The 14,642-nt window shown below is 37.5% G+C and carries 16 protein-coding genes; 14 read left to right on the top strand and 2 right to left on the bottom strand.

The features are described from left to right. Positions 1 to 378: 378 nt before the first annotated feature. From B9Y87_RS03550 to B9Y87_RS03515, 10 genes are all read left to right on the top strand, one after another. Entirely contained in the window at positions 379 to 1,263 is an 885-nt protein-coding gene (locus B9Y87_RS03550) for a mechanosensitive ion channel family protein (RefSeq protein WP_085496193.1), read from the top strand. Positions 1,264 to 1,401: 138 nt separating this feature from the next. Continuing rightward, entirely contained in the window at positions 1,402 to 1,563 is a 162-nt protein-coding gene (locus B9Y87_RS03545; protein WP_072862602.1) for a DUF1328 family protein, read from the top strand. Positions 1,564 to 1,694: 131 nt separating this feature from the next. Further along, on the top strand, positions 1,695 to 1,826 hold the full coding sequence (locus B9Y87_RS22280; protein WP_262483169.1) for a hypothetical protein: 132 nt from the start codon (positions 1,695 to 1,697) through the stop codon (positions 1,824 to 1,826). Positions 1,827 to 2,030: 204 nt separating this feature from the next. Beyond that, complete coding sequence (locus tag B9Y87_RS03535) at positions 2,031 to 2,351, top strand: hypothetical protein (RefSeq protein WP_085496189.1); 321 nt, start codon at positions 2,031 to 2,033, stop codon at positions 2,349 to 2,351. A 229-nt stretch (positions 2,352 to 2,580) separates the two neighbouring features. Further along, the gene (locus tag B9Y87_RS03530) at positions 2,581 to 3,177 is read left to right on the top strand and encodes a helix-turn-helix domain-containing protein (protein ID WP_317045107.1); all 597 of its coding nucleotides are present in this window, start codon (positions 2,581 to 2,583) and stop codon (positions 3,175 to 3,177) included. Between the two features lie 12 nt (positions 3,178 to 3,189). Next, positions 3,190 to 3,636: a response regulator gene (locus B9Y87_RS03525; protein ID WP_085496187.1), complete on the top strand. Its 447-nt coding sequence runs from the start codon at positions 3,190 to 3,192 to the stop codon at positions 3,634 to 3,636. Between the two features lie 13 nt (positions 3,637 to 3,649). Continuing rightward, positions 3,650 to 6,229, top strand: coding sequence for an ATP-binding protein (locus tag B9Y87_RS03520; RefSeq protein WP_085496185.1), 2,580 nt, complete (start codon positions 3,650 to 3,652; stop codon positions 6,227 to 6,229). A 403-nt stretch (positions 6,230 to 6,632) separates the two neighbouring features. Then, positions 6,633 to 6,773 carry a hypothetical protein gene (locus tag B9Y87_RS21890; protein ID WP_176225579.1) on the top strand — a complete coding sequence of 47 codons (141 nt, stop codon included), beginning with the start codon at positions 6,633 to 6,635 and terminating at the stop codon, positions 6,771 to 6,773. A gap of 18 nt (positions 6,774 to 6,791) precedes the next feature. Then, entirely contained in the window at positions 6,792 to 6,983 is a 192-nt protein-coding gene (locus B9Y87_RS21770) for a hypothetical protein (protein WP_449371714.1), read from the top strand. Positions 6,984 to 7,003: 20 nt separating this feature from the next. Further along, the gene (locus B9Y87_RS03515; RefSeq protein ID WP_085496183.1) at positions 7,004 to 8,035 is read left to right on the top strand and encodes a helix-turn-helix domain-containing protein; all 1,032 of its coding nucleotides are present in this window, start codon (positions 7,004 to 7,006) and stop codon (positions 8,033 to 8,035) included. A gap of 241 nt (positions 8,036 to 8,276) precedes the next feature. On the opposite strand, the gene B9Y87_RS03510 is transcribed toward B9Y87_RS03515, so the two are convergent. Further along, a complete protein-coding gene (locus B9Y87_RS03510) occupies positions 8,277 to 8,765 on the bottom strand; it encodes a Dps family protein (RefSeq protein ID WP_085496181.1) in 489 nt (162 codons plus the stop codon). A 381-nt stretch (positions 8,766 to 9,146) separates the two neighbouring features. Next, positions 9,147 to 10,718 (bottom strand): hypothetical protein, encoded by a 1,572-nt coding sequence (locus tag B9Y87_RS03505; RefSeq protein WP_085496179.1) that lies wholly within the window; start codon positions 10,716 to 10,718, stop codon positions 9,147 to 9,149. A gap of 195 nt (positions 10,719 to 10,913) precedes the next feature. On the opposite strand from B9Y87_RS03505, the gene B9Y87_RS03500 reads away from it, so the two are divergent. The 4 genes from B9Y87_RS03500 to B9Y87_RS03485 all read left to right on the top strand — a co-directional run bounded on the left by B9Y87_RS03500 (position 10,914) and on the right by B9Y87_RS03485 (position 14,608). Beyond that, complete coding sequence (locus B9Y87_RS03500; protein WP_085496177.1) at positions 10,914 to 11,384, top strand: hypothetical protein; 471 nt, start codon at positions 10,914 to 10,916, stop codon at positions 11,382 to 11,384. A gap of 238 nt (positions 11,385 to 11,622) precedes the next feature. After that, complete coding sequence (locus B9Y87_RS03495) at positions 11,623 to 12,366, top strand: SDR family NAD(P)-dependent oxidoreductase (RefSeq protein WP_085496175.1); 744 nt, start codon at positions 11,623 to 11,625, stop codon at positions 12,364 to 12,366. Between the two features lie 61 nt (positions 12,367 to 12,427). Next, the gene (locus tag B9Y87_RS03490) at positions 12,428 to 13,216 is read left to right on the top strand and encodes a glucose 1-dehydrogenase (protein ID WP_085496173.1); all 789 of its coding nucleotides are present in this window, start codon (positions 12,428 to 12,430) and stop codon (positions 13,214 to 13,216) included. 57 nt (positions 13,217 to 13,273) lie between these two features. Next, the gene (locus B9Y87_RS03485) at positions 13,274 to 14,608 is read left to right on the top strand and encodes an enoyl-CoA hydratase-related protein (RefSeq protein ID WP_085496171.1); all 1,335 of its coding nucleotides are present in this window, start codon (positions 13,274 to 13,276) and stop codon (positions 14,606 to 14,608) included. Positions 14,609 to 14,642 lie beyond the last annotated feature (34 nt).

Genomic DNA, 14,642 nt, shown 5'->3' with positions numbered 1-14,642 from the left:
GAAACGAATTCCTGCCTTAGGCGCGGTGATTTAGCAAAAGAGTCAATTTTATTGAGATTACAGCACACTTATATTAAATTCATTAAATACATTTGGATTATAAGATTTAATAGAACATTGCATTTTAAGGTTTTGGCAGACAAGCCGGCCCAGAATTTCGGGGGACATTTGGGTTAAATGTATTCTTATTGGAATTTCTAAACACTACAAAAGCAATTCAAATAAGATGATTAGGTTGGTTGTTAATTAATGGTTCCGATATAATTAAATATCGGAACCGTTTTTTTTGTTAAACATCAACAAGGTGTACAAATGTAATAAGTTAGTGTTTTCTTATAAATCTTCTTAACTTCTAGATCAATATTTGAAACTAACATTATGGATTTACATATCGACGAAGCCTGGAAGGAAATGACCAACAGATTGACTTCCTGGATAGACAGTTTAATAGTGAGTTTGCCCAATATCATTTTAGCGCTGCTTGTATTCATCATTGTTATTCTGTTATCCAAGTATTTCACTAAACTAACATGGAAAATACTGAGCAAAAGCAGTTTACAAAAATCCATGAAGAATTTAATTGCCAAGTTGATTTCTGTAATGGTTATTCTAGCAGGATTGTTTTTAGTGCTGGGAATTTTGGACCTAAGTAAAACGCTCAATACAATTTTAGCCGGTGCAGGGGTAGCAGGTCTGGCTGTAGGCCTAGCATTGCAAGGCGCCTTGGCCAACACCTATTCCGGAATTGTGTTGTCCTATATTAAACATATTAAATTTGGGGATTGGATAGAAAGCAATGATTACGAAGGCGAGGTAGTAGACATAGACCTGAGGGCAGTTACGATAAAACAATCGGATAACAATTTAGTTTATATCCCCAATAAATTGGTTTTGGAGAACCCTATCAGGAATTTTTCTACTACAGCCCAATCACGTGTAATACTAAAATGTGGAGTTGCCTATTCGTCCGATTTGGAATTTGTGCGGGATCTTGTTTGCAAGACTATTTCCTCGCATTTTGACAAGGTAGAAAATACCAAGGAAGTAATTTTTCTTTATACCGAATTCGGCGATAGCTCCATAAACTTTGAAATCCGTTTCTGGATCAACTCCACCTCTTCCTTAGAAGTTCTGAAGGCTAAAACTGTTGCCATGATAGCAATAAAGAAAGCATTCGACGATAACAACATTAATATCCCCTTCCCTATTCGCACCTTGGATTTTCCAGAAAACTTCAAATTCAACAAGCCTACAAACAATTGAATTAAAACAAGTTACAACCTAACCATCTGTGTTAACTATTAAAGTGATTACGTTAAACAATGTGATTTAATATCTTGAAATTTGTATCAAAGATTGTTAAGGAACAATTTATAGTATTAACCTAAAAACACACATATCATGCTACGATGGACAGTAACATTTGTAATATTGGCAATAATTGCCGCAATTTTTGGATTTGGTGGAATAGCAGCAGGCGCTGCAAGTATTGCTAAAATCCTTTTCTTTATTTTCTTGATTCTATTTGTAATTTCCTTATTTACAGGAAGAAGTAAGGTCTAAAAATTAAAGCTTTATAAAAATTAACAGAAACCATATTAAGTACGGACGTACATAATCTTAAAACTATAAAAATGAAAAAATCGATAATATACTTCTTATTCGCTCTACTATTTACTGTTTCTCTAGCCACATTGAGCAGTTGTAGAGAGGAAAAAACTGCCGGTGAGAAAATTGAAGATGGAATAGAAGAGGTCGGGGACGGTATTGAGGAAGGTGTGGAAGAAATTGGTGATGAAATTGATGACGCCACGGACGACAATTAAAACATTCTCTTTGGTTGGTTAGATTTTGTTTTGAACGGACATTTTCCATTGAGGATCTTGTCCGTTTTTATTTCCCCAAGAATTCTTGGGCACACCCAGGGTAACAGTCAAAATCGATGACGTTTTGTGGTAGAAAACAAAAGATTGGCTTGCCAAAGATCCTATTAAAAAATATAAACAGTAATTAACTTTAAACAAATTAAAATGACAAATGAATTTGCCAAAAACGAAAAAGAAATAATAGACGAATATCAAAAAAAAGGCTTTAAGGGCAACTACCGGGTAGAAAACATGAAATTGATCGATTCGAAGACAAAAATTGGGTATTCGCCAGAGGATGTCACTATTTTAAAGGAATATCGCTTCGAAGGAATGAGCAATCCGTCCGACATGTCCATTTTATATATTCTGAAAACAAACGATGGCAGTAAAGGAACGGTATTGGCCAATTACAGCCCATCCAGCAATATTGAAACAGCGGAATTTTTTAAGGAAATCCCCGAAGACAACTACATGACGAACTAAAAGCTTACTGCCAGAGCTAGGTAGATAACCATTAAACCATGGTATGGACAGGCCATGAGGACTATGTACTAAAGTACTGGGAAAGTTAAAGATTTAGTTAGGGCAAAAATTACCCTGCATTATCAATTTACAGAACAATTAATAAAAAATTCACCGAGCAGCTAAAATGAAATTAAAAAATCATCATCTTTGTGTATAACGCCAGTTTTGTTTTCCAAAATTTGTAGGAATGGATATGACCGGCCCATATTATATGCAATTAATGAGAATCTATCTGAAATTTGATTTTAACCTTATATGCAAAACTGTTCTGCAGGAACAATTGGACGCCTTGGGAATGAAATATACCATTCACGGTGTTGGGGAAATTGAATTTGATAGAAGGCCCACACTAGAGGAAGAACAGGAAATGGCCGCTCTATTGGGAAAATATGGCATAGAGATTATGGATGATCAACAAATGGCATTGGTGCAACGCATTAAAGATTCAATTACAGAATGGATCAAAGATGATGAGAACCCTAAACTATATAATTTCTCTACCTATCTTGCTGAAAAACTGGATTATTCATATACCTATTTATCCTCAGTATTCTCTGAAGCTACTTATTCTTCCATTGAGAATTTTGTAATACTAAAGAAAATAGATATCGCCAAAAGTTTAATTCTCCAAAACCACCTGACATTAACGGAAATAGCGTATAAACTCAACTATAGTAGTGTTTCACATTTATCGGCCCAATTCAAAAAGACGACCGGACTTACACCCTCCTCTTTTCAGAAAATAATCCTGAAGAGGAAGGAAAGAGCCTTAAACCAAAAATAACCACACCTATATATGCCCCTAAATACGCTGAACATAGCCTTGGCCGATGATGATGAAGATGATAGAACATTGTTCAAGGAAGCTATGAATGAAATTAAAATAAAGACCAAACTATCCCTTTTTAACAATGGAAAGGAATTGATGGATTATTTGACCCTGCCCAATGTAATCTTACCGGAAATAGTCTTTCTGGATTTAAACATGCCCATCAAAAATGGAATGCAGTGTCTCCATGAAATTAGAAACCATCCCAGACTACATGACCTCTTGGTGGCCATATATTCCACATCCTCCTCTGAGGCCGATATTGAAGAAACTTTTGTGAACGGAGCCAACATTTATATCAACAAGCCAAATAGTTTTGGGGATCTAAAACAGGCCATTGAAAAGGTTTTACAGCTCAATTGGCAATATCATACCTCGGCCTTGAACAAGGATAATTTTTTATTAAGGATCTAAAGGTTATTAAGGCATGCCAATAAGAAAATTAACATCCTCTCCAAAGGTACTTGCGGTATCCCTTATTTTGGCCATAGCACTTCTTATGTTCCTTGGAAGCATAAGTTACAAACAGATCGTGCAGTTGGGAGAGTCGGCAGATATGGTTTCCCATACCTTGGAAGTGGATATGGAAATAAATCAGCTTTTTTCCTATTATTCCCAAATGCAATCCACGGAGCTAAAAAATCTTCTATCCCGAGATACATTGGGCATTTCTTCTTTCGAAAATTACAAACCCGAGGTCCAGGAATCCTTCATGAAGCTAAGGGAACTCACCCAAGAAAATCCTGTACAACAGAAAATTTTACTGTCGGTGCAATCTTGGCAGGACAGTCTTTATAATTCTTTAAAAGTAATAGCCAACATTCCATTTCAAAAATCAAATTATTCTTCCGGCGATAGAGAAAAAATAACCAAGGTTTCAAAGGCAATAACGCAGCTCAATTTGCTTAAAAACCAAATGTACAAGGAAAAGCAGATTCAACTGGAGAAGCGAAAGGAGGAATATAGATCACAAATAATGTTTACCCCCTTAATGACTTTGCTCTTGGGAATGTTTGCATTATTTATCTTTATTATTTCATTTCTGCAGATCAATTCACAACGAAAAAAAACGGCCACCGCCGAAAAGTTCCTTCAAAATATTTTAGGCAGTACAGACAATATTATAAGTTATTTTGAGCCAATCTATAGTCCTACCGGACAAGTACAAGACTTTACCATCGTATTTTCCAATGAAAAAATTGAGTCTGTCCTAGGGCAAAAATCCAGCCAAATAGAGCAAAGTAAAATGTCCAAACTAATTCCCATTAACTTTGAGAATGGAATTTTTGATGAATTGGCCAAAGTGATTGATGAGGGCGAGACCCGTAAATTTGAGAAACATTTTAAATTTAATGGTAACCAGTTTTGGTTCAAGACCACTGCTGTAAAATTGGAGAACGGAGTTCTAACGACTTCGGTCGATACCACATCTGAAAGAAAGTTTACCCAAAATTTGAGGGTTTTAAACGAACAGCTGGAAAATCAAAACAGGGATTTGATAGAAACCAAGTCTTTCTTGAACAACATCCTTGAAAGCACTACCAACACGGTTAGCCATCTTATTACCGAGAGGGACTTAAATGGTGAAATTATAGATTTTAAATATGTATTCACCAACGCCGAAAGTGAAAAACTTACCGGAAAACAAGTCGATGAAGTTATTGGTAAATCAATATCCAAAATATATCCTTCCGTACATGATACTGGATTATTCGATTTAATGGTAAAATGTGCCAACACTGGCACCATTGCAACGAATGAAAGCGAATATATTTTAAATGGAAAAAGGGTTTGGGTCCATACTACCATAAATAAATTGGACGATGGCATTACCCTTACTTCATATGACAGCACCCAGATCATTAATGCCAAACAACGCTTGTTGGAGCTTAATGAACAATTGACCGTACAAAATTCCATTTTAAACGATGCTGAGGCTGTTGCAAAAATAGGTAGTTATCGCTGGAATATTGAATCCAAGAGGGCCACCATGTCCGATAATTTTTTCAGGTTATTGGACTGTGAACCTAACGAATTTCTTCCAACACCTGATAATTACAGGCCCTTTATACACCCAAAAGACCTCGAGATATATGACGAAAAATTAAACCTGGCCTTAGAGAAAAAAATAATTAGCAATTTTACCTATCGCGTTATCACCAAAAAGGGGAAGATAAAATACCTTCAGAATACAGGCCATTTTTTAAAAACCGAATTTATAGGGGTAGTAAAGGATATAACCAAGGAACTAAAAAATGAACAAAAACTTAAAGACAAGAATCTTGAACTAAAGCGCGCCAATAGTGAATTGGAATCTTTTAACCGTGTTGCCAGTCATGACCTTCAGGAACCCTTAAGGAAGATTCAAATGTTTATTTCAAGAATAATAGATTCCGATTCCTCAAATTTTACGGAACAGCAAGCACAGTACATAGAAAAGGTAAAATCGTCTGCCAACCGTATGCAGACCCTAATAAAATATCTCTTAGCCTATTCCAGACTCAGCAAGAAGAAAAAGGATTGGGTACCTGTAGACCTAAATCTGGTAATTGAAAAAGTTCAGGAAGATCTGGAAGCTCCCATTAGGGAATCCGGGGTAGAATTTATTCTTGGCGATCTTCCGGAAGTAAGAGGTGTCCCATTTCAGTTGGAACAACTTTTCAACAATCTTATTTCAAATTCCATCAAATACCACAGTATTCTTGAACCTCCAAAAATAGAAATCGCTTGTAAAAAAACGCAGCGTTCCTCAATTCCTGCTGATTTTAATAAAAAAGCCAAGGAATATTTCTGCATTACTGTAAAGGACAACGGTATTGGTTTTGAACAGGCCAATGCCAATAAAATATTTGAACTTTTCCAACGACTTCATCAAAAAAATGAATATTCGGGTACAGGAATAGGATTGGCTATATGCAAGAAGATAGTGGAAAAACACAAAGGACATATTGTGGCCCAGGGCCAAATAAACAAAGGAGCTACCTTTTACATCTATTTGCCTGTTTAAACAAAACATATATTCAAAACGGTTTCAATTCTCCAGGACAATTGCCCTTCCAGTTAACATCCGTGATAAAACCAATAGCATTGAGAAGGCTCTTGGGTAGTTGATGTAAATCTTTAAAAACTTTCAGCTAAAGTCTAGTCACAAGCTTGGCCCAAGCTTATTCCTCCATATCTATGTACGAAATGTCATGGCCTTGGCCCTCTAATAGTGCAGGAAAATATACTACAAAACCAATAATAATTCTTCTTATATATTGATCCAACCCAATAAATTCTTGCGTTTTTTAATGAAATAAGCTCCTTTTCATGTAATTATATAACGGAATATAAAAATTGTATAACAAAAAAGGCTCCCTCTGTAACGAACTTTGTTGGACACAATAAGAAACTTAAAAACAACATTCATGAAAAAGACAACTGAACCTTATCTACTGAATTCTAAAATTGGTAAAAGTTGGACCTTGGATTCCGAGGATAACAAAAACTACGATCTCCCCGATAATTTTATTATGGGCATGACCAATAGCCATCCAGAATGCAAATAAGTCTAAAACTTATTAATAGTGAAGACAAAGAAGCCTTTTAATTATGATCAAAAAGAAATTGCCAAAAATGTTGATTATCGCAGCAATATTAATGCTCTTTCTTTGGGCTATTGGCTTTTTTTTATTCAACGTTGGCATAATAATTCACCTACTCCTATTAATTGCCGTGGTCCTTTTTATTACCAGGGTAATTCGGGAAAAATGAAGTAATAAATCTAAAATACTGAGACATGAAAATTGTATATCTTAAAACGAACAACATAGCAAATATATTTAATCAGTTACAGCAAGACTTGGGAGGAAAATTAAAAATTCGCCCACAGGAGTACTGTCTAGAGTTGAACAATAATTTGGTAAGTGGGGTTATTAGTGGGGTTTCTTTTAAGAATAATATCTCCTTTATGGAATACGATATTGTCTTTAAGGAAGATATGCTACTCATTAACAACATGCCCATTACCAATCCTATCCACTTTATGTATTGTGCCAAGGGAAGAATAAGTCACAGTTTTGGAATTAAAGGTGAAAAAAGACTGCTCAACCAATTCCAAACAGGAATATTTTCCTGTGACCCCAGTCAGGATACCACCTTGTTCTTTAGGAAAAATGAAGTTGTAAAACTATCCAATATAATGGTAGATACCCATGAACTTGATCAAGATGATGAAAATACCGACCTTCTAAGAAATCAGTTACTAAAGACATTTTTGCCAAAACCAGGACAGAACATTTTTGCCTATATCGGTTCCTACAATCTAAAGATTGCCGAAAAAATACAACAGTTGGGTGCTATTACCCAAAAGGGATTGGTTAGAAATCTTTTGATAAAAGGTATAGTACATGTTATTTTGGCCATGGAAATCCAACAACACAAGGAAGATAGAAAAAATGCAAAAAACAATTTCGGATCCTTGACAAAAGATGAAATGGATGATATAAAAGAGTTATCCAACTTCATCAAAAATTATCCGGAAATTCAATATAGCCTAAAATACCTAAGCAAGAAATCGGGTCTTTCACCGGCGAAATTACAGGAAGGTTTTAAACTGTTGTTCGATAGAACGGTTACGGATTACATCAGGAACGTAAGGGTAGAGACCGCAGAACACCTTATTAAGACTACAGACCTCAACATTTCGGAAATAGTGTATAGTGTAGGCCTAACTAGCAGAAGCTATTTTTCCAAAATATTCAAGGAAAAATACAACTGTAGTCCTAAACATTATCAGGACCATCAAAATTCGGTAGCTGTTACAGCCTAATATATCGCTAAGTTTATCTACACAACCAGTCTTTAGACTGGTTTTTTTTTTTGCAATATAAACAGCTCATAATACCTTCATTCCTATTGGCGCACAGAAATGCCTTATCCCCTAACCACTACCTTAATCGGAATATTCATTTACAATATTGGGAAAACCAACCATATATCCAATGCAACAAAAAACGGCAGGAGATAATTCCCCTGCCGTTGTCAAATGCGTTTAAAGACCTTAGAACTTATTAAAAGGTTTTCAAGGAAGCCCTCAGCATCCATGACATCTGCTCATGTAATTGCATTATTCCCGTTATGAAATCGGCAGTACCCTCATCATTATGCTCCTCTGCATTTTCACTAATACTTTTTCTAATGAATTTGATAATGGTATTGTGGTCCTCCAATAAAGCTTCCATAAAACTGGAGCTGTCGTTCTTTTTTGGACTTTCATCCTTCAGATGTGAAAGCTCCAAAAACTCGTTCAAAGTCCCCGGAGAATAAAAACCTAGCATACGTATTCTCTCGGCCACCTCATCTACAATATTCTCTATCTTATTGTATTCTTCCTCAAAAAAAACGTGTTTGGTATGGAAATCGATTCCCTCTACATTCCAATGCGCATTTCTCAATTTGGTATACAGCAAATACTCGTCCGCCAAAAGTTTGCCAAGCATGGCCACTACGGCTTTTCTATTGTCTTTTTTGATTCCGATAGTTGCTTGTGTTGTTTCCATAATATATTAATGATTTTATTTTTTGTTAATAACAACAAGTTAAGGCCGTTTCTCCGGAAACATTGATCCAAACGATTTTTTGCTTTGCTCTATTTGAGCAATGTTTGTAGAAATCCAAATTCCACCCGTTTACAAACGGAAATGAGCTGCCAAAAGGCTTAACCGCTTCCCTCCTATCCTTTCATAGACATAGCTAAATGGGTGAATATTTGTTTTGGGAAAGGCTACCTCGGCACAAGATTTCCATCCGGTAAGGTTATAGAATACAATGTTTGATCTGCTCTTTAAAAGGATATCCTTATTCTATACATCATCAAAAAAGTAACTCCCTAAATCTGGATATTCAATCCTATTTTTACATTAATCCTATCCTAGCAAAAATTATTCTTTTTTACCGTCGCCGGTAAGGGTATTCACAATCCCGTCCATTATATTGAGCCATAAATAATTAAAGAATGATTTGGTATTATCCCGTTCTGCATATATTTCCCCATATCTATAACCCGATTCGTCCGTTCTGGAGCCGTCATTGGTAAAAATATTGCCAACAAAGGTCAATAGTTTATTTACACCCATCCTATCCTTTTTTAGAACTGTAAAACGAAAATCCTCATAGTTCATTTTCATATCCCCAGTGGAACTAACTGCATCACCACTAACGGTAAAATAGAGTTCTTGTACATCACCTTCTGCCTCTGTGCGCAGATTGGATCTCAGAAATTGATTAATGCTCTCGGACTTAAAATTCTTGACAACACCAGAAGCGAAAAATGCATCGTTCTCTTTGTGGACATCAAAATTCCATGTAAGCTCAATTGGGGCTTCTCCCATGAGTTGGGCCACGGCCTCAATCTCCGTCATTTCTCTATTTTCCTGAGTATTGGAAACATTGATTATCGTAGCTTCAAGATTTGCAAACACAATCTCACCCGGAACTGTTCCCATTTTCACCAATTCCGAATACACAATATATCCGTCGTTGACCACAACCTCTGAAACATTTAGATCTATGGGCAGTTCACGTAACATACGACTGTATAATTTTTTTTGTTCATAGTCATCCTGAACAAGCTTATCTCTAAATATTTTAATATTTGGTTTTTGAAGATTAAACGATGTAGCATTCAGAAAAAATCGGCCCGCATTAAATCCAAAATCCATACCAGACAAATTAAGTTCAGGAATTTCCAAGTCTATATAATCATGTTCCTTGTCTAATTTTTTGGATAGGGTTGTCTTGTCATATTTGGATTTCAAAGATAAATTGCTTAGATGTAATTCATTATCCTTAATCGTTGTTCCGCTTAGGGTTAGAGCTTCGTATGGACCAAGATCCGCGTACACCGTTCCGGTATTCAAATCGTAATCTCCATAGGAAAATGGTATTTCACCTTCTATAGTTTCCCTATTCAATTTTAGGTTTTCAAGGGAAAAATTCAAGTTTTCCATAGAAAAAACTACGGTATCCCTACTCTTTCCTAAAATCGTAAATTTGCCATCCACAATGGACAATTGTGCAACAGACAAAATTTTTTCTGTGGTACTATCATTTTCCGTTACCTCACCATTATCAACTCCATGACCTCCTTGATAATATTCTGTGTTAGGCCTTAACAATCGGATTTCACGAAAATCTATGGTGTTGCCAAATAAGGCCTGATAATAACCCAACCCATTTAAATCAATAGCTTCCAATCTCATCCCCATTTTTGATATTCTAGCCTCCTTGTCCAGAACTTCCAACACAACATCAGTTAGTCCTACCGAGCCTTTTATAAGGTTCACTTCCAATTGGCCGTAGGTCAAATGCATATGGTCAGGTATTTTTTGGTTCAACAAATTTTCAATATAACCCTTGGCCCTAAATTGAAGGATAACAAACAAAAGCAATATTAGGAATATTGGAATAGTGATGATCCAAACTATTCTTTTTTTCAGTTTGCGGTCGGCCATAATCAGTTCAAAAATTAATACTATTCATCGCAAAGTACGAGCATACTTCCTTAATTAATACCTCAGCCCAATTAAATATTGACTTTTTCCAAAGAGCACCCCTTTAATCCCAATGGAGTTACTACTTTTTTTGATGGGGACATTGGAGGAGCCCAACAATAACTAATATTGTAAAAATTAAAAACAATCATAATCATGAAGAAGATACTAAGTGTTTTAATAGTTATAACAATGACAATTGTAGTGGCCAATGCCCAATCCGTGTCCAAAAACGCCCTTGGTTTAAGGCTTGGGGACAATGATGGATTTGGTGGCGAGGTTTCTTATCAAAGAGCGATTTCGGACAACAACAGACTTGAATTTGACCTTGGTTGGCGCGATTCCAAAAATGTAGATGCCTTTAAGTTGGTGGGGCTCTATCAATGGGTAATGCCAATAGAAGGGCTATTCAATTGGTATGTAGGTGCAGGTGCGGGAATTGGTTCCTTCGATTCCCCGGGTGGAGACGGTACCTTTGCATTGGTTGCCGGCGACATAGGAATAGAATGCAATTTTGATTTTCCACTGCTGCTATCCTTGGACATTCGTCCGGAACTTGGGTTCAATGACAATTACTCCGATGACTTGGATTTGGATATTGCTTTAGGAATCAGATATCAGTTCTAAAACTAATTAAAATTGAAAATAACATTTACCCTAGGATCAATTTAATTGATTTCTAGGGTATTTTCATTTATAACAAGCCTATGGCCAAGGCGTAAATAATTCCAAACTTTTATTCATCCAGATTGCCAAAAGGGGTAACCTCAGTTGTCTCTTGCCAATAATACTTGTTCCTTCTTTAGAGTTTGTCTCCAAAGTTTTTTAAATTACTGTACTGAAATCAGTTAAATAATTAACAAAAATGAAAAAACTAGAGGGCCAGGTAGTAATCGTTACCGGCGGAGCCAGGGGTATAGGTGAAGGAATCTGTAAAGTCTTCTGCAATGAAGGCGCCACTGTTGCACTGTGGGATGTGTTGGATGAAGGCCAGAAAACTGCAGACAAGATTGCCAAGAAGGGCGGTAAGATATTCTACCAAAATGTGGATGTTTCCAGCCAAGAATCTGTTGACAAGGCGGTAGCAAAGGTCATCTCTGAATATGGAAAAATAGATGTACTTATCAACAACGCTGGAATAATTCGGGACCGATCTATCCTAAAAATGAGTCGAGAGGAATGGGATCAAGTTATGCACGTAAATGTGGATTCCCTGTATATCACCGTCAAAGCAATAGTACCCCATATGAAGACGGCCAACTATGGGCGGATAATTTCAGCATCGTCCATCAATGCTTTTCAAGGAGCTTTTGGCCAAACCAACTACAGCGCCAGTAAGGCCGCCATAGTAGGATTTACCCATTCACTATGTAGGGAAGTTGGCAAATACAATATTACTGTAAATGCTGTTGCTCCAGGATTTATTAAAACCGAAATGACGGATTCCATGCCGCAAGATGTAATACAGGCCGGGATTTCAATGATTCCTGTTGGCCGAATTGGCACTCCGGAAGATATGGGGCATGCCTACCTTTTCCTGGCATCCAAGGAAGCAGGTTTTATCAGTGGGCATACCTTGCACGCGAACGGTGGTGCCATGCCCATGTAATACAGCCCTTTTGGTCCATCATTAAAATACTCAAAAATGGTACTCTAATTATACAAGTGGAATGCAAACAAGAATAAAACAAAAATTCGATTTAAAAAACAAAGTGGCCATTGTAACAGGTGCCAGCAAGGGAATTGGCGAATCCATTGCATGGAGTTTAGCAGAATATGGCGCCAAAGTGGTCATTAGTTCCCGTAGCCAGGAGGCCGTTGACAAGGTGGCAAACAATATAAGAGAGGAAGGATATGATGCCTTGGGGATTGCCTGCCACGTTGGAGATGAAGCCCAATTAAAAAAATTGGTCATTGAAACTGTAAATGCCTATGGCGGGGTGGACATTCTAGTGAACAATGCCGCTACCAATCCGTTTTATGGTCCCTTGCACACTATGGAGAATGCCCTATTTGACAAAATAATGAACATAAATGCCAAGGCCCCTTTCTTGTTGGCCAACCTATGTTACCCCATTATGAAAAAAAAGGGAGGTGGAAGCATTATCAATATTGCCTCTGTAGAGGGCATGAAACCAAGTGTTGGATTAGGATTGTACAGTGTTAGTAAGTCGGCCTTAATAATGTTGACCAAATCACAGGCTGTGGAATGGGGCAAGTTTGGAATCCGCTCCAACGCCATATGCCCTGGACTCATCAAGACCAAATTTAGTTCGGCCTTATGGCAGAACGAAAAAATACTCGATCAAGTAACACAACATTTACCGTCAGGAAGAATGGCCGCAGCGGATGAAATGGCCGGCCTGGCCTGTTTTTTGGCTTCCAACGCATCCAGCTATTGTACCGGATCGGTTTTTACTGCCGATGGAGGGCACATGATAGCCGGCGGCTTCAACTAGTGATTGAACGATATTAAAACGTACCTATTTATTTAAAAGGAATTAATTAAAATACATATGGCAGAAGAAGAAACTATCAACAAGGCATATGCTACAGAAGTGCCACAATTATCGGATCTGACCCATTACCTAGGCAAGGAAGTGGGCATATCCAATTGGATGACCATAACCCAGGATATGATCGACTCCTTTGCCAAAACCACGGAAGACACCCAATGGATCCATGTGGATCCTGAAAAATCCGCCAAATATTCACCCTATAAAAAAACAGTAGCCCATGGATTTTTGGTCCTTTCCCTTGTCTCAAAATTCTGCTTTGAAACCCTTAAGATCAAGGATATAGCAATGGGGGTAAATTATGGATTGGACAAGGTAAGGTTCATGAATGCCACCCCGGTAGGTGCCTCGTTAAGGGCTCGAGTATCCTTAATGGAATTCAGCCCGTTCGAAGGCGGGGCCAAATACAAATTAAAACTTGTATTTGAGCTAAAAGGGGAAGAAAAACCGGCATGTGTTGCCGAATTTATAGCCCAAGTCTATTCAAATCCCAATAGTAAGAAAGCAATTTCCGAACCTAAAATGGACATCCCCAAAAAAAATGAAAACACAAATGACCAGAGCGTTCTATTTGAAAAGGATGGCGATATTGGAATTATTACCCTTAACAGGCCCACAAGGTACAATGCGGTTACTGACGATGTTGTGAACGGAATTACCAACGCCATCAATAAAATCCGGAAGGACGATGACATTCGCGCAGTGGTTATTACAGGAGCCGGAAAAGGATTTTGCGCCGGTGCGGATATGGCCGTCTTTGGCCAGGTTACACCCGAAGAAGGCCGGGCATATATTACCAGCACCTACCAACCTTTGATGCGCAATCTTTTTACACTTCGCAAGCCGATTATAGGGGCAATTAACGGAACTGCGGCCGGAGTAGGAGCTTCCCTTGCCCTTGCCTGCGATTTTAGGGTAATGTCCCAAAACAGTGCTTTGTTGTACGCCTTTATCAATATAGGCTTAGGTCCTGACGGTGGTGGTAGTTGGCTTTTGGCAAGACAAATAGGTTATAGTAAAGCATTACAAATAGCCGTGGAGGGCAAAAAAATAATGGCTAAAGAATGTTTGGATCTTGGACTCACCAATAAATTGGTAAGTGAGGACTCCGAATTGCTTAAGACGGCCAAAAATTGGGCCCATGAATTGGCCAAACTTCCTACCTTGGCTGTAGGTGTTACCAAAGAAGACATGTTCTATGCCATGGGCCATGATCTATATGATACCATTGCTTATGAAGCAGAAAAGCAAGTTGCCACGTTTGGCAGTCGCGATTTTTCAGAAGGCGTCAATGCCTTTTTAGAAAAGCGCCCCGCTAAGTTTATAGGCAAATAATACTTTGTTAATGGTACTGCTACCTAAATTAAAA

Origin of the sequence: Arenibacter troitsensis (genome assembly GCF_900177645.1) — a bacterium.
Lineage (GTDB): Bacteria > Bacteroidota > Bacteroidia > Flavobacteriales > Flavobacteriaceae > Arenibacter > Arenibacter troitsensis.
This window is presented reverse-complemented; position numbering and strand designations above follow the sequence as displayed.